At 55.8% G+C, this 23,172-nt stretch carries 19 protein-coding genes, 1 tRNA gene, 2 rRNA genes and 1 pseudogene (1 of these 23 cut by a window edge); 9 read left to right on the top strand and 14 right to left on the bottom strand.

What is annotated here, in order from left to right:
* Positions 1-89: 89 nt before the first annotated feature.
* From AVI_RS00420 to AVI_RS00410, 3 genes are read left to right on the top strand one after another with little or no spacing between them, the layout of a single operon-like run.
* Positions 90-1,448 (top strand): NAD(P)/FAD-dependent oxidoreductase, encoded by a 1,359-nt coding sequence (locus tag AVI_RS00420; protein WP_041696044.1) that lies wholly within the window; start codon positions 90-92, stop codon positions 1,446-1,448.
* Complete coding sequence (locus tag AVI_RS00415; RefSeq protein WP_012654570.1) at positions 1,445-2,248, top strand: DUF1365 domain-containing protein; 804 nt, start codon at positions 1,445-1,447, stop codon at positions 2,246-2,248. Before AVI_RS00420 ends, AVI_RS00415 begins: the two co-directional genes overlap by 4 nt.
* A complete protein-coding gene (locus AVI_RS00410) occupies positions 2,245-3,459 on the top strand; it encodes an SAM-dependent methyltransferase (RefSeq protein ID WP_012654569.1) in 1,215 nt (404 codons plus the stop codon). The genes AVI_RS00415 and AVI_RS00410 overlap by 4 nt, the downstream gene beginning before the upstream one ends.
* Positions 3,460-3,528: 69 nt before the next feature.
* Here the strand turns inward: AVI_RS00410 and AVI_RS00405 are convergent, their stop codons facing one another.
* From AVI_RS00405 to AVI_RS00395, 3 genes are all read right to left on the bottom strand, one after another.
* The gene (locus tag AVI_RS00405) at positions 3,529-4,293 is read right to left on the bottom strand and encodes an SDR family NAD(P)-dependent oxidoreductase (RefSeq protein ID WP_139192433.1); all 765 of its coding nucleotides are present in this window, start codon (positions 4,291-4,293) and stop codon (positions 3,529-3,531) included.
* Positions 4,294-4,298: 5 nt separating this feature from the next.
* A complete protein-coding gene (locus tag AVI_RS00400; RefSeq protein ID WP_012654567.1) occupies positions 4,299-4,853 on the bottom strand; it encodes a DUF3833 family protein in 555 nt (184 codons plus the stop codon).
* A 67-nt stretch (positions 4,854-4,920) separates the two neighbouring features.
* Entirely contained in the window at positions 4,921-5,637 is a 717-nt protein-coding gene (locus AVI_RS00395; RefSeq protein ID WP_162292160.1) for an SDR family NAD(P)-dependent oxidoreductase, read from the bottom strand.
* A 112-nt stretch (positions 5,638-5,749) separates the two neighbouring features.
* On the opposite strand from AVI_RS00395, the gene AVI_RS00390 reads away from it, so the two are divergent.
* The gene (locus tag AVI_RS00390; RefSeq protein ID WP_012654565.1) at positions 5,750-6,151 is read left to right on the top strand and encodes a hypothetical protein; all 402 of its coding nucleotides are present in this window, start codon (positions 5,750-5,752) and stop codon (positions 6,149-6,151) included.
* 13 nt (positions 6,152-6,164) lie between these two features.
* Complete coding sequence (locus tag AVI_RS28920) at positions 6,165-6,644, top strand: hypothetical protein (RefSeq protein WP_012654564.1); 480 nt, start codon at positions 6,165-6,167, stop codon at positions 6,642-6,644.
* Here AVI_RS28920 and iolB read toward each other — a convergent pair.
* The 6 genes from iolB to AVI_RS00350 form a co-directional block, all read right to left on the bottom strand.
* Positions 6,641-7,459: a 5-deoxy-glucuronate isomerase gene (iolB, locus tag AVI_RS00375; protein ID WP_012654563.1), complete on the bottom strand. Its 819-nt coding sequence runs from the start codon at positions 7,457-7,459 to the stop codon at positions 6,641-6,643. The two genes, AVI_RS28920 and iolB, sit on opposite strands and share 4 nt — an antisense overlap.
* Positions 7,456-7,662: a hypothetical protein gene (locus tag AVI_RS00370; RefSeq protein WP_012654562.1), complete on the bottom strand. Its 207-nt coding sequence runs from the start codon at positions 7,660-7,662 to the stop codon at positions 7,456-7,458. The genes iolB and AVI_RS00370 overlap by 4 nt, the downstream gene beginning before the upstream one ends.
* A 108-nt stretch (positions 7,663-7,770) precedes the next feature.
* Positions 7,771-8,673 carry a myo-inosose-2 dehydratase gene (iolE, locus tag AVI_RS00365; RefSeq protein WP_012654561.1) on the bottom strand — a complete coding sequence of 301 codons (903 nt, stop codon included), beginning with the start codon at positions 8,671-8,673 and terminating at the stop codon, positions 7,771-7,773.
* Between the two features lies 1 nt (position 8,674).
* Positions 8,675-10,498, bottom strand: coding sequence for a 3D-(3,5/4)-trihydroxycyclohexane-1,2-dione acylhydrolase (decyclizing) (iolD, locus tag AVI_RS00360; protein ID WP_012654560.1), 1,824 nt, complete (start codon positions 10,496-10,498; stop codon positions 8,675-8,677).
* Between the two features lie 131 nt (positions 10,499-10,629).
* Positions 10,630-12,534: a bifunctional 5-dehydro-2-deoxygluconokinase/5-dehydro-2-deoxyphosphogluconate aldolase gene (locus AVI_RS00355; protein WP_012654559.1), complete on the bottom strand. Its 1,905-nt coding sequence runs from the start codon at positions 12,532-12,534 to the stop codon at positions 10,630-10,632.
* 127 nt (positions 12,535-12,661) lie between these two features.
* Complete coding sequence (locus AVI_RS00350; protein WP_012654558.1) at positions 12,662-13,495, bottom strand: MurR/RpiR family transcriptional regulator; 834 nt, start codon at positions 13,493-13,495, stop codon at positions 12,662-12,664.
* Between the two features lie 212 nt (positions 13,496-13,707).
* Between AVI_RS00350 and iolG the strand changes: the two genes are divergently transcribed.
* Positions 13,708-14,697 (top strand): inositol 2-dehydrogenase, encoded by a 990-nt coding sequence (gene iolG, locus AVI_RS00345; protein ID WP_012654557.1) that lies wholly within the window; start codon positions 13,708-13,710, stop codon positions 14,695-14,697.
* Positions 14,698-14,924: 227 nt separating this feature from the next.
* A complete protein-coding gene (locus AVI_RS00340; RefSeq protein ID WP_012654556.1) occupies positions 14,925-15,929 on the top strand; it encodes a hypothetical protein in 1,005 nt (334 codons plus the stop codon).
* Positions 15,930-15,974: 45 nt separating this feature from the next.
* On the opposite strand, the gene AVI_RS00335 is transcribed toward AVI_RS00340, so the two are convergent.
* Complete coding sequence (locus AVI_RS00335; protein WP_012654555.1) at positions 15,975-17,006, bottom strand: LacI family DNA-binding transcriptional regulator; 1,032 nt, start codon at positions 17,004-17,006, stop codon at positions 15,975-15,977.
* A gap of 163 nt (positions 17,007-17,169) precedes the next feature.
* On the opposite strand from AVI_RS00335, the gene AVI_RS00330 reads away from it, so the two are divergent.
* Together AVI_RS00330 and AVI_RS00325 are read left to right on the top strand one after the other, a co-directional pair.
* On the top strand, positions 17,170-18,117 hold the full coding sequence (locus tag AVI_RS00330) for a dihydrodipicolinate synthase family protein (RefSeq protein WP_012654554.1): 948 nt from the start codon (positions 17,170-17,172) through the stop codon (positions 18,115-18,117).
* Positions 18,118-18,437: 320 nt separating this feature from the next.
* A complete protein-coding gene (locus AVI_RS00325) occupies positions 18,438-19,820 on the top strand; it encodes an MFS transporter (RefSeq protein WP_012654553.1) in 1,383 nt (460 codons plus the stop codon).
* Positions 19,821-19,955: 135 nt separating this feature from the next.
* On the opposite strand, the pseudogene AVI_RS29405 reads toward AVI_RS00325, so the two are convergent.
* The 4 genes and pseudogenes from AVI_RS29405 to AVI_RS00305 all read right to left on the bottom strand — a co-directional run.
* A pseudogene (locus AVI_RS29405) lies at positions 19,956-20,051 on the bottom strand (transposase); the annotation flags it as partial.
* Positions 20,052-20,203: 152 nt separating this feature from the next.
* Positions 20,204-20,280 (bottom strand) — tRNA-Met (locus AVI_RS00315).
* Between the two features lie 119 nt (positions 20,281-20,399).
* Positions 20,400-20,514, bottom strand: a 5S ribosomal RNA gene (gene rrf, locus AVI_RS00310).
* A 232-nt stretch (positions 20,515-20,746) separates the two neighbouring features.
* A 23S ribosomal RNA gene (locus AVI_RS00305) occupies positions 20,747-23,172 on the bottom strand (it continues 517 nt past the right edge of the window).

Genomic DNA, 23,172 nt, shown 5'->3' with positions numbered 1-23,172 from the left:
CTGCCCTAAAAAAATTCCACTCCCGGCAATCCACCCTCCTTTGGCATTCGTAAATACTGTAAACGAACAACCGGGAGGCGACCGCTCTTATGAAGATCGGATTAGACAGCGGATTGACCACAGGTGCAAAGCGCATTGCCGTGGTCGGATCGGGAATTTCCGGTCTATCCTGCGCATGGCTTTTGTCCAAGGGTTTCGATGTAACGGTGTTTGAGGCTGAAAACCGCTTCGGTGGTCACGCCAATACCGTCAACGTCGCAGGACCAAACGGACCTGTAGCTGTTGATACCGGGTTCATCGTCTATAACGACCGTAATTATCCAAATCTCGTTGCCCTGTTCGATCATCTCGGCGTGCCAAACCAAGCCTCCGACATGTCCTTTGCAGCCTCGCTGGATGCGGGCCGTTTCGAATATTCCGGCTGCGGGCTGGCGGGTTTGCTCGGTCAGCGCAGCAACGTGCTTCGCCCGCGCTTCTGGCGCATGGTAGCTGACATAATGCGCTTTTACCGGGAAGCGCCTTTGCTGCTCGAGCGCCAAGACCTGACAGCGGCAACGCTTGGCGATTATCTCGATCTTGAAGCCTATAGCAATGCGTTTATCGAGGATCACCTCCTGCCGATGGGCGCTGCGATCTGGTCGACGACGGCTGCCGACATGCGGGCCTATCCGCTGAATGCCTTTGTCCGGTTCTTCATCAATCACGGTTTGGTCACGTTGAAAAACAGGCCGCAATGGCGCACGGTGACCGGGGGCAGTCGTGAATATGTCCTGCGCATAAAGCAGGCGACCAAGGCCGATTTCCGGGCCAACGATCCGGTCAAGGCCATTATTCGCAGTGCGCTGGGGGTGAAGATCGTCACGCAAAGCGGCTATCAGGATCGTTTCGATCAGGTTGTTGTCGCCACCCATGCGGATGAAGCACTGGCGCTGCTGGACGATGCGCAAGGGCTGGAACGGGCGCTGCTTGGCTGCTTCGATTACACCAAAAATGTTGCCGTGCTGCATTCCGACACCCGACTGATGCCAAAGCGCAAACAGGTCTGGGCCAGCTGGAATTACATCGGCGAAGAGCGCAAGGCTGGCGAAGGGCCGCTGTGCGTAACCTATTGGATGAACCGGTTACAGGGCCTCGACGCCTCGCTGCCTCTGTTCGTAACGCTCAATCCTTCGCGCGACATCGACGAGTCCAAAGTGCATCAGGTCTTCAACTACGCCCATCCGCTTTTCGATGCCAAGGCCATTGCAGCCCAGCGCCAGCTCTGGCAATTGCAGGGACGCAACAGGACGTGGTTCTGCGGTGCGCATTTTGGTAGCGGCTTCCATGAGGACGGCCTTCAATCCGGTCTGGCTGTTGCCGAACAACTGTCAGGAATTGCCCGTCCGTGGTCGGTGGAAAACCAATCAGGCCGGATTTTTGTCGAACCGATGCTGGCGGCAGCGCAATGAGCTGGTCATCGGCAATATTCACCGGTGCGGTTGTGCATCAACGCCACCGGCCTAAAAAGCATAGTCTACGATATCAGGTCTTCTGCCTGCTGGTGGATCTCGATGAACTGCCAGCTATAGACAAGTCGCTTTGGCTTCTCGGATATAATCGCCGGGCGATCTTGAGGATCGACGACCGCGATCATGGCCTTGGGATCCCCGGAGGCTTGAAGGCCTGGGTTGCCAACCATGTCGAGCGGGCCGGTCTTAATACCGAAGGCATGAAAGTGAGCATGCTCTGCTACCCGCGCATGTTCGGCTATGTTTTCAATCCCTTGACGCTTTATTATTGCTATGGGCCGTCCGGTACCCTGCTTGCCCTGCTTTACGAGGTTGAAAATACCTTTCACGAGCGGCACACCTATGTGATTCCGGCCAGCGTGGAAGAGGATGGCGCGATCCGCCACGCCTGCGCCAAGCAGATGTATGTCTCGCCCTTCATGCCGATGGAATGCCTCTACCGGTTCAAAATCGTGCCGCCCGGCGAAACGGTAACCGTCGCCATCAACGAAGCCGATGAGCAGGGGCCATTGCTCTATGCATCGTTTTGCGGAAAGCGCCGCACCCTTGATGACCGGGCCTTGGCAAAGGTTCTGGTGCGCTATCCGCTGATGACACTGAAAGTCATGGGCGCGATCCATTGGGAAGCGCTTAAACTCTGGGTGAAAGGCGTGCCATTGCATCGGCATCGCAAGGCGCAGAACCCAATCGCCAGTTCCATCATTCCGCCTGAGGCTGCAAACGCAAGGAGCCCGTCATGACCCATGCCGACCAGCAAACCGCGACACTTTCTCTCACCTCCGCGCCGCTGTGGCAAAGGGTGCTGTGCGGCTGGGCGGGCCGCCTGACCCATGGCCATCTGACGCTGCTGTTTCCTGACGGCAAGGAACATCACGTCACCGGCCGCGAAGCCGGACCATCCGCCGTCCTCAAGCTCAACAATGCCCGTCCGGTCTGGCGGGTGATGTCGGGGGGGACGCTCGGCTTTTCAAGGTCCTATATGGATGGGGACTGGGATAGTCCCGATATTGCCGGATTTCTGGAACTTGCCATTGTCAACGAAGGCAATTGGCACGGGCTGATGTCACCCTCTGCCCTGCTGGGCAAGCTGGCGCTGCTGCGCCATAAGCTGAGGCGCAATTCAAAAGCGGGTAGCCGACGCAACATCGCCTTCCATTACGATCTCGGCAACGCCTTCTATCGCCATTGGCTGGATGAGACGATGACCTATTCATCGGCGCTCTACACGCATCCCGGCCAATCGCTTGGCGAGGCGCAGGCCGCCAAATACCAGCGTATCGTGGAGCAATTGGCGCTGGGGCCGGACGATCATCTCCTGGAAATCGGCTGCGGCTGGGGCGGCTTTGCCGAACATGCCATTCGCGCCAGCGGGTGCCGGGTAACGGGCCTGACCCTCTCCACCGAACAGGCCGCCTATGCGCGCCAGCGAATGCAGACAGCGGGATATGCCGATCGGTGTGACATCCGGCTGGAAGATTACCGCGATGTGCAGGGCCGGTTCACCAAGATCGTTTCCATCGAAATGTTCGAGGCGGTCGGTGAGGAAAACTGGCCGGTCTATTTCAACCGGGTACGCGATCTGCTGGCAGACGGCGGCAAGGCCGTGGTTCAGGTCATCACCCTGGATGAGGGGCGTTTCGAGCAATATCAACGCGAAGCGGATTTCATCCAGACCTATATTTTTCCAGGCGGTATGCTGCCGTCCGTCGAGCGATTCGAAATCTCGGCGATGAAAGCCGGACTAAAAACCCGCGATACCTTCCGCTTTGGCCTCGATTATGAACGCACTCTTCTCACCTGGGACAAAAGCTTTACCGCCCATTGGTCCAAGATCGCACCGCTGGGCTTTGACGAGCGGTTCTTCCGTATGTGGCGCTATTACCTGCATTACTGCGCCGCAGGCTTTAGAACCGGACGGCTCGATGTGGTGCAGTTCGAGCTTGAAAAGTAAACGGTCGATCTTCAATCAAAAGAGGGGGCGAAGGCCCCCTTTTTCACGTTATGACACTGTGGAAATATCTCAGGTCTTCCGCAGCATCTTGCGCGTCAACGCGAAATACAGCGGATAAGGCAAAAGTCTCAAAAGCTTGAGCGACAACACCATTTGCCAGGGAAAGGCGATTTCAAATTTTCCGGCCTCCATCCCTTTTTCAATGTGATCAGCAGCTTGCTCAGCCGTCACCAGGAAGGGCATGGGGAAGTCGTTCTTGTCGGTCAGCGGGGTTTTGACAAAGCCCGGATTGATAATGCTGATCACCACGCCCTTTTCGAGAAGTCCAGGACGCAAGGCCTCAGCCAGGGTGATCATCGCTGATTTGGTCGCTCCGTAAATGCCACCGCCCGGCAGGCCGCTATAGCCGGAGACCGAACCGACAAGGCCGATCCGGCCTTTGCCGCGCGCCACCATCACGGCAATCACTGCTTCCAGGCAATGGCCGGTGCCGACCAGATTGAGATCAACCATCCGGCGCAATTGCTCGGCATCGAAACGCTCGGCCGTTTCACGGATATAGGAGCCTGCGGAAAACACCGCCATATCGATCGGGCCAAGCTTGGCTTCGATGTCGCCCACCACCTGTTTGACAGCGTTTCCATCGGTAATATCCAGTGGAAAAGCATGGATACGGTCCGGATTTTCAGCCGCCAGCGCCATCAGATCCTCGGTCCGCCGGGCGCTGACCCCGACGATATAGCCTTCACGCGCCAGTTTCAGCGCAAGCGAGCGGCCAATACCGGAACTGGCGCCGGTGATCCAGGCGACCCTGGCGCGCGGCGAGGATGACATGACCATCACTTCGCAATCCCTAAGTGCTTTTGTGCCTTTACCTTGGCAGCATGTCCGGCCTTATGGAAGGACACGGTGGTCTTGGCGACCGGAAAGCCGAATTTCGTGACCCAGGCGGTGTTGAGCACAGTACCATCCGGCTTCAACACCATCTTGTCGTAGAAGCGGACCTTGTTGGACTGGGTCTCGGGCGAGAGATAGACGAGATAGTTGAAACGGGCGGTATCGCCGCTCAGTCGAACCAGCGCATTGCCGACCACATCCTCCCGGGTTCCGCTATAGGTCGTTGGTCCGGTCTTGATGAATCGCCAGGTTTTGCGGTCGCGCGTGCCATCCTCGAAGCGGAAATCCTCCCGCAGCGTCAGAACATGGCCATCCCATTTGCCAGTGAGATCGACAGTGAATTTGCGGCTCACACCATTAATGGCGGCGAAATGCCCCTCGGCCACGGTCTTGCCGACGAAATAGTCCTCGAAGGTAAAATCGGCCGCAGTTGCGGCGCCAACCGAGGAAAACAGCCCGACACTCAGACCAAAAAGCGCAGATTTCAGTCCCGACATGATCAAATCTCCGGTTTATTGCTATCGTTACTTTCACTACGCGCCAAACGGGCTGCCGGATTGGTTGCTACCACTCGATCACCGAACCGTCATAGGCGAAAAAGCCCCCGGTCTGGGCGGGAGTGAGCGTGTCAAGCACGGATAGCAGCAGGCCCGCGCTGTGATCCGGGGCAAACCGCTCATGACCCACGGCGAAATTGGCAGAAAGCCCGGTATCGACACTGCCGGGATGCAGGCTGACCACTACCGCTTGCGGACGTGTCCGGCCAATCTCGATGGCGGCAGTGTGGACGATCTGGTTAAGCGCTGCCTTGGATGCCCGATAGGAAATCCAGCCGCCAAGACGATTATCGCCAATCGAACCGACCCGAGCCGACAGGAAACCCATCAGCGACCGGCTGTTTTTCGCCAGAAGCGGGGTGAAATATTTGAGCACAAGCGCTGGACCAATTGCATTCAGGGCGAACTGAGCGGCCATCGCCTCAGAAGTTACGGCTTTGATGGCTTTTTCTGGCCCAACGCCGTTAATGGTCAAAGCGCCCGTTGCACAAAGGATCAGATCGAAGCTTTGGTGCTGACCAGCCAGCCGATCCGCGCAGGCAGCGATGCTCGCCTCATCCGTCAGATCAAAGCCGTCCGCACGGCGCGACAGCGTCGCCACATCCTGGCAGGCACTATCCTGCCTCAGAACCTCGCAAAGCGCCGAGCCGATACCGCCGGATGCGCCGATGACCAGAGCGCTATAGCTTGGGCGAAGCGATGTCATTGATGTAAAACGACGCATTTTCCACCTCTTTGCGACATTTATTGTTCTGCCAGTCATCCGAATGCTGACGGGCTGCGTAACACCTCTACGATTCTACTCAGAACGATGGATCACAGGAGGAATTGGAATCATGCCGTTTCGACGTTTATTGATCAGTATCGCCCTGGTGGCCTGTGCTACCGGCACCGCGCAGGCCGCCAGTGAAAGCCGCTATACCTCCACCGACATCAAAAGCGATATCATCGGCAAGCGCATCTATCTCGCCACGCCGATGGGCGGGGAGTTTCCTCTGAACTATCGCACAAGCGGGGTCGTTGATGGCTCGGGAGAAGCTCTGGGTCTCGGCCGCTTCGTGAAGCCCAATGATACCGGCAAATGGTGGATCAATGGCGACCGCCTCTGCCAGCGCTTTACCACTTGGTATAAAGGCACGCCAATGTGTTTCGAGCTCTATAAAACCGGCGATAAAAGCCTGAACTGGATCCGCGATAATGGCCAGAAAGGGACAGCCAGGATCGGGCAATCCCTGTAATCTGAGGTGGCAAATGCTGGAGCCTTTTGACCAATGGGACATTCAACCGTTTGGCAAATTGAAGCCAATTCCATATACCGCACGATTTTCACTGGCGGAATATGAAACGATCAAGAAAGGTTTCATTCCAAATTGCATGGAAGATAAATGGGTTATTTTTTTCGCCGCCCATTCACTCTTTCTTCATCGGAGCTGGACAGGCGCGGCTGTATATCGCGTGGATTTTTCTGAAAGATCGAACACGTTTAATGTCAAAAATGCTTATGTGGACGAGGCTGTGTGTCAAAAAGACAATAGCGCTTATGACGCAGCACTATTGTCTTTTCTAATAGATAATATTCTACTCTCCAGAAATTCACCCTTCCCTATGATCGAGGCAAACAGGAATTTGCCGGCCGGTGCCTACCAGCATCATATTGCGGGCACCGGATACAGGGAAACATCTTTCAAACCTCCCCGCCCCTGGTGGAGGTTTTGGGGACGGGATAATTAAGCTTTTGGCGGATTGTCGCGTTTGAAAATCCAGTCATGATCCGGATGGTTCTGAAAGCGCCATTTACGCATTGGACCTGCCATGACGTTGAGATAATACATCTCATAGCCATAAGGCGCTCCACAAGGATGGTGGCCCTTGGGTACCAACACCACATCGCCATCCGAGACTGCCATGGTTTCATCAAGCGTGCCGTCTTCGGTAAAGACGCGCTGGAAGCCAAAGCCTTGAGCCGGGTTGAGACGATGATAATAGGTCTCTTCCAGATAGGTCATAACAGGGAAATTATCCTCATCATGGCGATGCGGCGGATAGGATGACCAGTTGCCCTGCGGGGTGAACACTTCCGTTACCAGCAGGCTATCGGCCACATCGCGCTCTTCCATGGCGATGGGGAAGATATAGCGGGTGTTGGCACCCTTGCCGCGTTCCGTGAGGGCTACACCTGCCGGGCCAATCACTTGTGCTTCACGGCCCGGCTTTGCGGGGGCGGTACAGACGGCCAATGTCACATCCGTGGTGGCGGTGGCGCTCCACTCGCTGCCAGCGGGGATATAAACGCAATGGGGCGGCTTTTTCTCAAACACATTCATGCGGTCGCCAAGCTCGCCGAAGCTTTTGCCCGCACCGGAAATTTCGGCTTTGCCCTCGACCAGCACCAGAATCACTTCTGTCTCGCCGGTTTGCTCGGCAGCTTTCTCGCCCGCCTTCAGCTTGTAAAGCCCAAAGCCGACATAGCCCCAATTGGCCGATTCCGGGGTGATGTCATGCACTTTTCCGGTGGTGCCCACGGGCTTGCGCAATAGGTTGGTCATTGTTCATCTCCCTTTCCCGGTGTTTTGTAAAACACCCAGAACAGTTGCAGACCGGCATAAAACCCAAGCGCCAGCGAAATCATCGCCCAGGTTTGAGACCCGTTATAAAGCTCGATCCCCGCCCAGACCAGCGGCACCAGCACGACCAGAATGCGCACCCAGAGCGGCTTGAAAAACGGGTGGTGGGGATCGAGAAATTGCATGGGCTTACCTTGTGTGTTCGGGTCGGGGCTGGCCCTTTACCGTTGGAGGCTGTGGTGGGAGGGATATAGCATAGGTCGGTGCTTGCTTAACCCCCTTGCTCCGACCGATTAAGCCGCCTTATCCAACCCCGCAGCCTTGGCCATGGCCTTCAACGAAGCAAGGCCCAAGCTCTGGTAATCATAGGGATTGCGCACATCCGGGTCCTGCTCGGCCTCAATCACCAGCCAACCCTGATAACCATGTTCACCAGCAATTTTCAGTACGGGCGGAAAATTCACGCCACCTTCGCTATCGCCCGGAACTGTGAAAACGCCACGACGCACGCCTTCAAGGAAGGAGAGCTTTTCATCGCGCACCTGCTTGGCAATGACGGGGCGGATGTTCTTGGCATGGATATGGCCCACGCGGCTCATATAGTTGGTTGCCACCCGCTCCGGGTTGCCGCCGCCAAACAGGCAATGGCCGGTATCCAGCAGCAGCTTGGCGTGCGGGCCGGTGTTGGCCATCAGCTTGTCGATTTCCTCTTCGCTCTCGACAATCGTACCCATGTGGTGGTGATAGACCAGAGCAATGCCCTGAGCCGCCGCAAATTCGGCCAAGGCTTCCACGCCTGCGCCAAACGCTGCCCACTCAGAATCCGCTAGTTTCGGGCGATCATTCACCGGCTTGCCATCATCGCCATGGATCGCATTCGATGTTTCACACACGATGATCACCTTGCTGCCCATGGCCTTCAACAGATCGAGGGCAGGCTGCATCGCCGCCTTTTCGTCTTCAATGGAATTGGTCAGCAGGTTCAGCGAATGCCAGCCGGAGACGTAGCGAAGCCCGCGAGGCTCCAACACAGCCCTCAGAGCCGCTGGTTCCTGCGGAAACTTGTGGCCCTTTTCAATGCCGTCAAAACCGATTTTCGATGTTTCATCAAGGCATTGGTCGAGGCTGATATGGGCACCCAGCGTGCGGTCATCGTCATTGGACCATGCAATCGGGTTGGTTCCGTAGAGAATCATCTTACTGTCTTTCCTTGAGCGCTGCCTCGTAGCGGGCGCGAGCCTGTTGCACTTCATCTCTAGCTGATACTTCCGGCACCGCCACATCCCACCAGTACCCGCCAGCTTCAGGCGTTGGGTAAGGATCGGTGTCGATGACAATCACGGTGGGTCTTGTGGCCTCGCGAGCGTTCGCCAGCGCCGTTTCCAGCTCGGCAATGGTTGTGACCTTGCTGGAATCGGCACCCATCGACGCGGCATGGGCGGCAAAATCGATCTCCGGCGCATGGATATGCGAGGTATGGGCGTAGAGATTGTTAAACTCGGCCCCCCCGGTGCCCATTTGCAGGCGGTTGATGCAGCCATAGCCCCGGTTATCGGTGATGACAACGGTGATTTTGACACCCAAAGCGCAGGCCGTGACCAGCTCGGAATTCATCATCATGTAAGAGCCATCACCCACCATGACGATCACGTCACGCTCCGGCTCGGCCATCTTGATGCCCATGCCGCCGGCAATCTCATAGCCCATGCAGGAGAAGCCATATTCCATATGGTAGGAGAGTGGCAGTTTGGATTTCCAAAGCTGGTGCAATTCGCCCGGCATGGTGCCAGCGGCGCACATCACCACGGTGTTGTCGCGCGAGGCGCGTTGCACGGCTCCAATCACCTGCATATCGGTGGGCAGGCTGTTGCCATCCTTGGGTGCGGCTGTGACGGCATCGGCTTTGGCAAACCAGTCAGCCTTCAAACCCGCATCAGGTGTGGCAAAGCGATGCTCACCCAAAGCTGAGGAGATCAGTTCCAAACCAATTTTCGCATCCGCCACCAGCGGCAGCGCATCATGCTTGGCACTGTCATAAGCCTGCACATTGAGCGCCAGAATCTTGCGGTTGGGATTCTTGAACAGCGCCCACGACCCGGTGGTAAAATCCTGAAACCGTGTGCCAACACCGATCACGAGATCCGCACCCTCGCAAATCGTGTTGGCACTGGCCGCACCCGTCACGCCGACGGGTCCGAAATTCAGGGCAGCATCCCAAGGCAGGGCCGATTTTCCGGCCTGTGTTTCGACCACGGGAATCTGGTGTTTTTGCGCAAAATCGCGCAAGGTTTGCGTGGCACCGGAAAAATGCACGCCACCGCCTGCGACAATCACGGGACTTTTGGCAGATTTGATGGCTGCAATCGCCGTTTCCAACTCAAACGCATCCGGCTGCGGACGGCGGATGTGCCAGATTTTTGGTGCAAAAAAGCTCTCAGGATAATCATAGGCCTCGGCCTGCGTATCCTGACAAAAGGCCAGCGTTACCGGGCCGCAATCGGCTGGGTCTGTCATGGTGCGAAAGGCGCGGGGAAGCGCCGTCAGCAAATGTTCAGGCCGGGAAATGCGGTCGAAATAACGGCTGACGGGGCGAAAGCAATCATTGGCCGACATCACACCATCATTGAAATCTTCCACCTGCTGCAACACCGGATCGGGCCCGCGATTGGCAAACACATCACCCGGCAGAAGCAGAACCGGCAGACGGTTGACATGCGCCAAGGCCGCCGCCGTCACCATATTCAGCGCACCGGGGCCAATGGAGGAGGTGACAGCCATGGCGCGGCGACGCCCAAGCTGTTTGGCATAGGCAATGGCGGCATGGGCCATGGATTGCTCATTCTGCCCGCGCCAAGTGGTGACGCTGTCTTTCGCACCCTGCAAGGCCTCGCCCAGACCGGCAACATTGCCATGGCCGAAAATGGCCCAGACGCCTGCAATAAACGGCACGCCTTCCGGCGTCATCTGATTGGCAAGGTAGCGCACCAGAGCCTGAGCGGCTGTCAAACGCACCGTTTTCATGTGTCTCTCTCCCTGAAATCCTAGTGCACTGACGCATTCACTTCGTTCATGCTATAGTGCACTAGCCTTTTGTTTATGCATCGATTTTTCCAAACTCGGCTGTCGCCTCCGTTTGGATCGATGCAGTAGGCTCAAGCGTTTGAACGCGCCCGATCCCATACCTGACACAGCGATGTATATTTACCCACCATGTCAGCAATCGCATCACCATCCGATAGTGTGCCAGCTAACCATTTGCGGGCTGCATCACCAAAAATGGTGCGCCCAACGGCAAAGCCCTTGACCAGATCAAAGCTGGCTGCCGTCTTAAAGCTCTCCTCAAGCTCTGCGGCAGGCGCATCGAGGCCCAGCACAACAATGCCCCGCGTATAGGGATCGTTGCGGGAAATGGCATCAACCGCATTGGCCCAGGCACCCGTCGTTTTCATCGGCTCCAGCTTCCACCAATCGGGGTAGACGCCAATGTCGTAAAAGCGCTGGATAATGGTAGCTGCCGTATCATCATCCGTGGAGCCAACCTTGGAAGGGATAATCTCCAACAGCATTTCAAGTCGGTTACGGCGCGCAGCCGTGAAAAGACGTTTTACCGTATTTTCTTGGTTTTCCTTCAAGGCGGCATCATCATCGGGATGATAGAAGCACAGAACCTTCACCACATTTTCCACCGGCCATTCGGTGAGACCACCAAAATCCTCGCCCAGTTCCGGCTCCAATGTCAGCGGACGCGAGCCCGGCCATTCCACTGGACGGCCAATCCAAAGGCCAGACCCAGAGGCCTGATAGAGCGCATCACGACCCAGACGGCTATCACAGAGAATGCCATAACCGGGCTGGCCATTGGCCACCTGCTGCGCTGCTTTCAGGCAGAGTTGCTTGAAAGCGCCGATCCGCGCATGGGAAACACCAGCCTCATCACACATGGCTTCCAGCTGCATACGGTGATCGAAGGCAAACACCCGCATCTGCGGCCATTCTCCATCGCGGTTGGTGGACCAATGCACCTGTTCCAGCGCCGCATCCTTGCGCAAAGCCTTGTTGCGAATGCCGGTTTTGAAGAAGTAATCCAGCTCTTCAAGGCTTGGATAGGCAGGCGTGCAGCCGTGGCGCGACACCGCAAAGGCACCGCAGGCATTGGCATATTTCAAGGCCGTGGGCCAATCCTTGCCGGTCAGCCAGCCTTTGAGAAGGCCAGACATGAAGCCATCGCCAGCCCCCAGCACGTTGAAGACCTCAATGGGGAAACCTTCTCCGGTCTGGCCATCATCAAGACTGTCTGGAATATCACCATCAAACACCACAGCGCCCAAGGCACCGCGCTTGCAAACCAATGTTGCCTTCGAAACATTCCGCACGGCCCGCAGTGCTTCCACCGTGTTGGTGCTGCCACCGGCAATGTGGAATTCTTCTTCCGTGCCAACAATCAGATCAAACCAATGCAGGGTGGATTGCAATTTTGTGGTGACGGCCTGCGATTCGATAAACCGGCTTTCGCCATCGCCATGACCCGCCAAGCCCCAGAGATTGGGCCGATAATCAATATCCAGCGCGGTTTTGGCACCATTTTCGCGCGCCAATCGCAGCGCCTTCAGCACCGCAGCTTCGGTATTGGGATGGGATAGATGCGTACCCGTGACGCAAACACAGCCAGATTCGGCCACAAACGCGGGATCAATATCATCCTCGCACAGCGCCATGTCGGCGCAGTTTTCGCGGTAGAAAATCAGCGGAAACTGGTGCTCATCGCGAATGCCGAGCAAAACCAGCGCGGTCAGCCGCTTGGGGTCTGTCTTGACGCCGCGAACATCAACCCCTTCACGCACCAGCTGTTCGCGGATAAAGCGGCCCATGTGCTCATCGCCCACACGGGTGATCAGCGCGGATTTCAAACCCAGCCGGGCGGTGCCAGCCGCAATATTGGTGGGGGAGCCGCCGATATATTTGTTAAAGGAGGCCATATCTTCCAAACGGCCACCCACTTGCGCACCGTAGAGATCAACGGACGAACGGCCGATGGTGATCAGGTCAAGTTTTGGCACGCTATCCTCCTTGGACGCAGCAGGGCTTGCTTTGCCTGCCGTCAATGACCTTACTCCCGGAAGGTCATTCTATTATCGCTTAAAAATGGACTATATATTCTATTTTTGAACCCATCAACACAAATGTTCAGTCCTGTTGTCGGGCCGTTCCCACCGCAACCGAGAGCGCAATGGCCAGACAGAGCGTGGCAGAGAGTGAGCGAAATGCGCCAAAATCCACCTCGGCGACTGAGAGGGTTATTGTCCCCAGTTTGCGCAGCGGATTGACCACCGTATCGGTAATCGCCACCACGGAAATGCCCCGCGCTGAAACCTGCTCAACCAAATCCAGCGTCTCGGTCGAATAGGGCGCAAAGGTAATGGCCAGCACCACATCACCATCGCGGATGGCATGCTGGCTTTCCAATTTGCCAACGCCACTGTGTAACATGGCCGGAACTGCCATTTTTTCAAAGGCATAGGCAATATAGCTTGCCACCGGAAAAGAGCGGCGCAAGCCAACAATATGGATCATTCCAGCCGTGCTGAGGCAAGCCACAGCCTGTTCTAACAGTTGCGGATCGACCGTTTGCAGCAATCCTTCCAGCGAAACACGCCCCGCCTCGACAAATTCCGCCAAAAGCGCCGATGGGCTGCCCGATGCCGTTTCGCGCAAATGATGCAGACGGGTAGAATAATCCGGCCAACCGCCGACAAGAGAGTCCCGAAACAGCTTTTGCATCTCGGAAAATCCAGAAAAACCAAATATTTGGCAAAATCGCATAAAGGCAGAGGGCTGCACGCCAGCACCTTCCGCCATTTCGGCCACGGTGGAAACCGCGATGCGGTCCTTATTGGCGCCGACATAATCCGCACATTGCTTCAGCCTTTTTGGCAAGGTGTCAGACACCTGCATCAGCCGTTCTTCAAACGCTTTGATGGTATCGGGCGCGGAGGTCTCGGCAACGGTGATGTCTGTCATGGTTGGTTTATCGCCTCAAATTTTGCGTCAACGTCTTTGGCGGCAGTGCTCTAAACCGCCTTGACAGGAACACTATCCCAATCTAGCAAAATAGAACATATATTCCAAACGAGGATTGTCGCAACAGCTGACACCTGTCAAAATTGCGGTGGGTTTGAGAGCGCTTAACGTGTCATGTGCTTGGCCGGGTCCAAGCCGGGAGGAGAAGAACGATGGTAAAGAAACTGGCCCTTCTGGGCGCAGGCCGTATCGGCAAAGTGCATGCCAAGGCCATTGGCGAAGACAAGCGCGCCCAATTTGTGGCCGTTGCAGATGCTTTCCCAGAGGCTGCCAAGGCGATTGCCGATGCCTATGGTGCAGCGGTCAAGACCATTGAAGAGATTGAGGCCGATGCCTCGATTGATGCCGTTTTGATCTGCACCCCCACCAACACCCATTCAGACCTGATCGAACGGTTCACCGCCGCTGGCAAGGCCGTGTTTTGCGAAAAGCCGATTGATCTGGATGTGAAGCGGGCAGAAGCCTGCGCCGAAGTGGTACGCGCCAATGGCGGCAAGGTGATGCTGGGCTTTAACCGCCGATTTGATCCGCATTTTCAGGCGGTGCGCAAGGCAATTGATGATGGCAAGATCGGCAAGGTCGAAATGGTCACCATCACCAGTCGTGATCCCGGTGCGCCGCCGCCAGACTATATCAAAGTCTCCGGCGGCATTTTCCGCGATATGACCATCCATGATTTCGACATCGCCCGCTTCCTGCTGGGCGAAGAAATCACCTCGGTCATGGCATCCGCTGCCGTGCTGGTGGACCCGAAGATTGGCGAATTGGGCGATTATGACAGCGCCAGCCTTGTGCTGACCACAGCAAGTGGCCGTCAGGCCATCATTTCCAACTCCCGCCGCGCCACCTATGGTTATGACCAGCGCATTGAAGTGCATGGCTCGGAAGGCTCTGTCGCAGCAGAAAACCAGCGCCCGGTCTCCATCGAGATCGCCACCAAGGACGGCTACACCCGCCCACCGCTGCATGATTTCTTCATGACCCGCTATACGGCGGCTTATGCGGCTGAAATCTCCGCATTCCTCGACTTTATTGAAAGCGGAAAGGCACCATCTCCATCGATTGAAGATGGCTTGATTGCGCTGAAACTGGCGGATGCGGCAGTCAAAGCTGCCAAGGAAAAGATCGTCGTTACGCTGTAATCGAGATTGTCTCCAAAGGTTAATAGCCGGGTTTTTCCAAAACCCGGCTATTTGCAACGCATGTTGCCAATCATCACTGCCTGAACATTCTTGACTGCATTATTCCTTAAATCTGACCCGATTTGAGGAGAGAATTATGCAGCAAATTTAGAGTGCTACAACATCCTGCCAGTGGGTTTCAGCCGCGGTAAGATTTGCAAAGCAACGGATGTTTCAGGAAGATGTGCATGAAATTCACTCCCAATTTTTTCAAATTCATCAGGCTTCTCTCCGTCTTCGCTTTATCATCGGCCTCTTCCCTGGCTATGGCCGCAGAAGGACCATCACGCCTTCCAGACTGGCTGAAAGACCACGTGGGGGAAGGAACCGGCCAGATCGCCCCTGTCGTCCTGGAGAGGGCGCGTGCGCTCTATCTCGCTAGAGTGGCGGAAGGCAAAATCAGCAACGCATGTTATTTCGCGATGGATGCCACCCGGCCAAACGACCGTACTGACGGCGCCTCCGGAGGCCGCTTCTATGTCATCTGTGAAGCGGAGCGATCCTTCCGGGTCATATCAGCGGGACACGGCGGCGGGCGCAACCTCGGAGGCGCCGTCAATTTCTCAAACGGGCGAGAATGCGCCAAGAACTTTGGTAACGCCCTGGATTCAAACCTGACGGCGGGCGGCGCTTACATGACGAGCGAAATCAAGACGACGTTCAAAGGCTACTACCGCACCTCTGCCAATCAGGAATCTTTCCTGACGCGGTCTTTCGTACAGTTCGATGGAACCGGTGAGACCGCCAATGCCCGCCAACGCGCAATTGGCGGGCATGCGGCGGCATTGGTCTCGGGAATTTGCATGCTGAAAAAGCCTGACAGCACCTATGCCAATCGAGACGGCTATGTCCCACGCGGTAATCTCGTCACCTACCCCGCTGGCCGCAGTGACGGTTGCACAAGTTGGTCTCCGGACGACGCGCCCCAAGTCCTGTCACTGGTCAAGGATAACCCGACGACCCTCTACATCTACCCTGAGTCGCGAGACATCAACGCAGTTTCCCGGGACTTGGCGGCAGGCCGATCCTCTTCAGGGAATAAAACCTATTGGAACAACGCCTGCCTGAAGGAAATTGGCTCCCCGCAGTTCTGGCCTAAGGAAAAGCTCGAGCCGATTATCGCTCAATACAAGCAGGATCATCCCGCACCGCCTCCGCGCCCAATCCCGATCTGCGACGTGCCGTCTCATTGATTGCCGATTGTCACCGACAATTGGTTAGAAGCAGATATTAAAATGCTACAGCGCCGGCTTAGCAGTCGATTTGCGCGGAATAAGCGTTGGGGCCGAGATCCGTATCCTGTCTTCAGCCGAAACCGTCTCACTCAGCAATAGATCCAAAGCATGCGATGCGATCTGGTCGAAGGGAACCCGAACCGTTGTCAGCGGGGTGGGGAGATGATTGACGATCGGAATGTCATTATATCCGACCACGGAAACCTCTTTGGGTACGGAAACTCCGAGGCGCGAAAGGCCTGAGAGCGCACCGATAGCCGTGTTGTCGTTGACGGCAAAGATTGCTGTCGGACGGTTATCCAGCCGCATCAGATATTCAGCGGCTTCCGCACCGGCGTCGATCCCGAAGGTCGACGGAACGATTGCCTCTGGAAAGACCGGAATTCCTGCTTCTTGCATTGCCTGCCTGTAGCCTTCCACCCGCCCAACCGCGCTGGAAGCATAAGATGGTCCTGCAATCACCCCAATATGACGATGGCCCAGGTCTATCAGGTGGCGTGTTGCCAAGTATCCGCCCAACCTGTCATCGCCAACGGAACAGAGGCTTGCCCCAGCCGTGCGAAGAGCGAAGACATGGGGTATTCCCCGAGCGATGAGGTCGTCAGCAAAATCATCATCCAACCGCGCTGTCGAAAGGATGAGCCCATCCACTCCGCGGTTCAAAAGTGATTCAGCAGCAAGCCTGTCGGCCCTGGGCTTGTCATCGGTTGTCGCGACAATTGCAAAGCGACCGCTTCTGCTACAGGCCTTGGCCAGCGATTCGTAAAGCATGGCCATGACCGTATCGGTCAAGCGGGGCACGATGATGCCGACAGTCATCGTGCTGCCGCGCCTCAAGCTCGCCGCTGAGATATCCCGCACATATCCCAGCTCTTCTGCAATCTTGCGGACGCGGCGAGCCGTTTCGTTATCAGATCGGGGAAGCCGTTCGTCGAGAATGCGCGATACCGTCGATTTTGAGACACCGGCAGCCGACGCAACATCGAGAATTGTCACGCGTCCCAGACGCCCCGCATCTTCGGTCCTTACATTCATTCGAGGTTCTCCGCTGACAGCCCTGCGCAATTGCAGCTTCAACCATGCATTAAAAAAAATATTGACTCCAGTAAAATCAGAAACGATAGTGGGAACGTTCCCATTAACGATCCTATCGCCGGTCGCTAAAGCGGGCGGCGGCTATCTGAGGAGGAGATACCCGATGCAACCAATGGATATGAGAGGGCTCAGCCCGGCACCAGTCACTGCTTTCACCCGCGATGGTGAGGTCGATTATGCTGCCAATACCCGCATTGCCAAATGGCTCGCAGGAATGGACGGCGTGAAAAGCCTTGTCATTCTTGGTCATGCTGGCGAAGGTACTTTTCTGACGGAAGAAGAGCGATTGAAGCTCATCCGCACGTATGTAGAGGCGGTTGATGGTCGAATTCCGATCATTGCTGGTATCACCGGTGAAGGCACCAGGGTCGCGGCGGAAGAAGCCAAGAAGTGCAAGGCAGCCGGTGCAACGGGCGCACTCGTTTATCCCAACCACGGCTGGCTCCGTTTCGGCTTCCAGAAGGGCGCCCCGCAGGATCGCTACAAGGCGATCTGGCAGGAATCAGGCCTACAATGCATTCTCTTCCAGTATCCGGATGCGACCAAAGCGTCCTACGACCTGGACACCCAGCTTGCCATCGCGACCCAGGATGGCGTCGTTGCCACCAAAAACGGTGTGCGCAACATGAAGCGCTGGTATGTTGAGATCCCTGAGCTCAAAAAGGCCAATCCCAACCTTCAGATCCTGAGCTGCCACGACGAATGGTTGCTGCCGACCATGTTCGATGTTGACGGCCTGCTCGTTGGTTATGGAAATATCGCCCCAGAACTCCTGATCGACCTGATCAAAGCGGGCAAGGCGCAGAACTATCCCGAAGCACGCAAGCTTTTCGAGCAACTCCTTCCGGTTACACGAGCCGTGTACCATCGAGGTTCTCACATGGAGGGCACCGTGGCCCTTAAGCTCGGTCTCGTCCATCGTGGTGTTCTGGAGCACGCCACTATCCGCGAGCCGCTGAAGAATCTCGGCGAGAAGGCCGAAGCTGAAATCTTTGCGGCCTTCGATGCTGCCGGTATTGGCCGCGTTGAGCAACTGATGGCGGCTGAATAGTCAGCAATTCCCTGCTTCTCATATCAAGGCTTGACGATGCACTCGCATCTTCGCCTTGAGGGCAACAAAGGAATACGAACGGTCATTTCAATGATCGTTCGTATCAGGCGGGGGCATTCCAAGGGGAGGACATTGCGGCCGCATCTGGGAGTGATGCAGCGCATCCGCACCGACTGCCAGGCTTGGTGCGTCTCTCGCCGTGAAGAGCCGCGTCCTCCGGGTTCTTGGTCATCCTGTGTCCAACGATCCGGAAGTCGAGACAATCAACGCGTAGGTTCGACGCCAGGCTGGGAGAATGGGCCAGGCAGAGGGAGGATATCATGAATATTGAACAACGGATCACGGCGGCGGCGCCGCTTGTTGACCCGCAAGCTGAAATCAGTGCGCGCCTTGAAAGGCTGCCGGTCACCCGCGAGGTTTTCTGGGCACGGAACATTGTCGGCGCTGCAACCTTTTTTGACGGCTACACCGTGATCGCAATCGCCTATGCCATGCCGGTCCTGGTTCGCGAATGGAACCTCACTCCGGGACAAACCGGCATGATCCTTTCCATGGGCTATCTCGGGCAGCTGATTGGCGCGGTCTGCTTCGGTTGGATGGCTGAGAAGATTGGTCGTTTGAAAGTGCTGCTGTTCACCATTCTGCTTTTTGTCAGCATGGATATCGCGTGCTTGTTTGCGGTAGGCGCCGGCATGATGATGGCATTCCGGTTCGTACAAGGAATTGGCACCGGCGGTGAAGTACCGGTCGCCAGCGCTTATATCAACGAGTTGATTGGCTCTAAGGGGCGCGGCAGGTTCTTTCTGTTGTACGAGGTCATGTTTCTGCTTGGCCTGGTGGGCGCAGGCTTGATCGGATACTTCATGGTTCCGCTCTATGGCTGGAAAGCGATGTTCGTCGTCGGCCTGGTTCCCGCAATTTTGATGATCCCGCTACGATGGTTCCTGCATGAATCTCCTCGTTGGTTGGTTGCCAATGGTCGGTACGAAGACGCTGATCGTATCGTCTCCAAGTTGGAGAACAGCGCTAGGGCCGCCGGAAACGAACTGCCTGAGCCAAAAATCGTCGCCGCGCCCATGCGTCGCAAATCCGACTGGCGCGAGCTGTTTCAGGGTATTTATCTTAAGCGCACATTGTCGATATGGGCCATGTGGTTCTGCGCTTATATGGTGGCCAATGGCACGATCACCTGGCTTCCAACCCTCTATCGCCAGACATTCAATCTCCCGCTTGAAACGAGTATCCTCTACGGCTTTATCACCTCTGTCGGTGGTGTGATCGCAGCCATTATCTGCGCATTTCTCATCGACAAAGTGGGACGTAAACGCTGGTACACCGGTGCACTTCTGATCGCCCCGATCCCGCTGGTTATTCTCGCCTGGCTAGGAGCGACGTCAGCGGTTCAGGTTCTGGTCCTTGCGGGACTTGCCTACGCCATTGTCCAGACGGTGACGTTTTCCCTGTATCTTTATTCCTCGGAGATCTACCCGACACGTCTGCGTGCTATCGGCACGGGCACAGGCAGCGCCTGGTTACGGCTCGGATCTTCGGCCGGCCCTATTGCTGTTGGCTGGGTTATGTCATCGATGGGAATCCAATATGTATTCGGGGCCTTCGCGGTAATTCTGCTGGTAGGCGCTCTCGTGACAGCTCTCTTCGCGGTAGAGACTAAAGACCGCGTTCTTGAGGAACTCTCCCCCTGACACTGCTACTCTGGATGGCTTGGCGACCACCGCCAAGTCATTTGGCGATTTTTCTACTCATGGCTCCATTTCAAGATGCCGCGCTGTGAACCATTCCACCTTTTGGACCAACAGAAGTTTCGATATTCAGCATTCGCCGTGCTTGCGGCAAAGCTCCGAGACCGGCGTGCCTGCCTCATGCTCCTGCAATATCCCGATAATCTGCTCTTCTGTGAAACGGTTGCGCTTCATTCTCTGGTCCTCTCAATCGGCCAGAGCTTACTTCAAAATGGATTAGTTCAGCGGGGCAAGGTCAGGGGCAAGGTCAAGACGATTGAAGCCCAGAAACGCCAAAAGCCCTCCTTTTGGGAGGGCTTATCGTATTGATATTTTGTGTAAGTTATTGGTTGCGGGGGCAGGATTTGAACCTGCGGCCTTCAGGTTATGAGCCTGACGAGCTACCGGGCTGCTCCACCCCGCGTTATATATTTTTATTCGTTAACGGAATAAGGGTCGCTTGAGCGACCCTTTATGTTTTCGGCGGGGCCGATGTTTATGAGAGAAGATGATTGATTTGAGTATGAACATTGCGCTTAGCAGACCTGGCAGCGACCTACTCTCCCGCGTCTTAAGACGAAGTACCATTGGCGCAGGGGCGTTTCACGGCCGTGTTCGGAATGGGAACGGGTGCGGCCGCCCCGCCATGACCACCAGGTCAGCTAAGGGCAATGTTGATGAGAAGCTGGCGGGCATTGCCCGTTTTCTTATTGTGTGAACACGTCATTCCGCGACGTTTTGCTTGGCACTTTCGGACGAAGTCCGCAAGCGCAAGGCGCGTCGCCGATCGTTCGGCGCCCTCGCGGAGCATAGGCTCGTATACGAGCCGCTCATGCGTGAGCGCTAAACAGATGGCTCATCGACGAAGTCGATGAGCATGGTCAATGAGAACGATTAAGCCAATCGAGCTATTAGTAACGGTAAGCTTCGCAGGTTACCCTGCTTCCACACCCGTCCTATCAACGTGGTCGTCTTCCACGGCTCTGATAGGGAATACTCGTTTTCAGGTTGGTTTCCCGCTTAGATGCCTTCAGCGGTTATCCATTCCATATATAGCTACCCTGCTATGCCGTTGGCACGACAACAGGTCCACCAGAGATATGTCCATCCCGGTCCTCTCGTACTAGGGACAGATCCTGTCAATATTCCTACACCCACGGCAGATAGGGACCGAACTGTCTCACGACGTTCTGAACCCAGCTCACGTACCGCTTTAATTGGCGAACAGCCAAACCCTTGGGACCTGCTCCAGCCCCAGGATGCGATGAGCCGACATCGAGGTGCCAAACAACCCCGTCGATATGGACTCTTGGGGGTCATCAGCCTGTTATCCCCGGCGTACCTTTTATCCGTTGAGCGATGGCCCTTCCACGCGGGACCACCGGATCACTATGACCGACTTTCGTCTCTGCTCGACTTGTCAGTCTCGCAGTCAGGCGGGCTTATGCCATTGCACTCGACGACCGATTTCCGACCGGTCTGAGCCCACCATCGCGCGCCTCCGTTACTCTTTCGGAGGCGACCGCCCCAGTCAAACTACCCACCATACACTGTCCCGGATCCGGATAACGGACCGCGGTTAGACATCCATGACGATAAGGGTGGTATTTCAAGGATGGCTCCACTCGAACTGGCGTCCAAGCTTCAAAGCCTACCACCTATCCTACACATGCCGACACGAATGCCAGTGTAAAGCTATAGTAAAGGTGCACGGGGTCTTTCCGTCTGACCGCAGGAACCCCGCATCTTCACGGGGAATTCAATTTCACTGAGTCTATGTTGGAGACAGCGGGGAAGTCGTTACGCCATTCGTGCAGGTCGGAACTTACCCGACAAGGAATTTCGCTACCTTAGGACCGTTATAGTTACGGCCGCCGTTTACTGGGGCTTCAATTCAAAGCTTGCACCTCTCCTTTTAACCTTCCAGCACCGGGCAGGCGTCAGACCCTATACGTCGTCTTGCGACTTCGCAGAGCCCTGTGTTTTTGATAAACAGTCGCTACCCCCTGGTCTGTGCCACCCCTCTCCACTTGCGTAAAAAGGGGTCACGCTTCTTCCGAAGTTACGCGTGCAATTTGCCGAGTTCCTTCAACATAGTTCTCTCAAGCGCCTTGGTATACTCTACCTGACCACCTGTGTCGGTTTCGGGTACGGTCTATACGGTGGAGCTATTTCCTGGAACCACTCCACTGCACAATCAATCCAGTAAGACTGTACAATTTGTGTGATCCGTCACTACCACCAGGCCCACGAATATTAACGTGGTTCCCATCGACTACGCATTTCTGCCTCGCCTTAGGGGCCGGCTAACCCTGCTCAGATTAACTTTAAGCAGGAACCCTTGGTCTTTCGGCGAGGGGGTCTCTCACCCCCTTTATCGTTACTCATGTCAACATTCGCACTTCCGATACCTCCAGGATGTCTCACGACTGTCCCTTCACAGGCTTACGGAACGCTCCGCTACCACGTACACTTACGTGCACATCCTCAGCTTCGGTGCATGGCTTTAGCCCCGTTACATTTTCGGCGCAAAGACCCTTATTTAGACCAGTGAGCTGTTACGCTTTCTTTAAATGATGGCTGCTTCTAAGCCAACATCCTGGTTGTTTTGGGATCCTCACATCCTTTCCCACTTAGCCATGACTTGGGGACCTTAGCTGGAGGTCAGGGTTGTTGCCCTCTTCACGACGGACGTTAGCACCCGCCGTGTGTCTGCCGATTAGTACTCTCAGGTATTCGGAGTTTGGTTAGGATCAGTAAGACGGTGAGTCCCCATAGCCCATCCAGTGCTCTACCCCCTGAGGTATTCGATCGACGCACTACCTAAATAGTTTTCGCGGAGAACCAGCTATTTCCGAGTTTGATTGGCCTTTCACCCCTAACCACAAGTCATCCCAATCTATTGCAACAGATGCGGGTTCGGTCCTCCAGTTGGTGTTACCCAACCTTCAACCTGCTCATGGCTAGATCACTCGGTTTCGGGTCTAATGCAACTAACTCAATCGCGCTATTAACACTCGCTTTCGCTGCGCCTACACCTACCGGCTTAAGCTTGCTAGTTACACTAAGTCGTTGACCCATTATACAAAAGGTACGCAGTCAGGCTTTCGCCCTCCTACTGTTTGTAGGCATCCGGTTTCAGGTTCTATTTCACTCCCCTTGTCGGGGTGCTTTTCACCTTTCCCTCACGGTACTTGTTCGCTATCGGTCATGCACGAGTACTTAGGCTTGGAGAGTGGTCTCCCCATGTTCGAACAGGATTTCACGTGTCCCGCCCTACTCTAGGACAATGAGTGTTCTACGCGTACGGGGCTGT

The organism is Allorhizobium ampelinum S4 (assembly GCF_000016285.1).
Lineage (GTDB): Bacteria > Pseudomonadota > Alphaproteobacteria > Rhizobiales > Rhizobiaceae > Allorhizobium > Allorhizobium ampelinum.
Note: the sequence above shows the minus strand (reverse complement) of the source record. Positions and strands in the feature narration are given on the sequence as shown.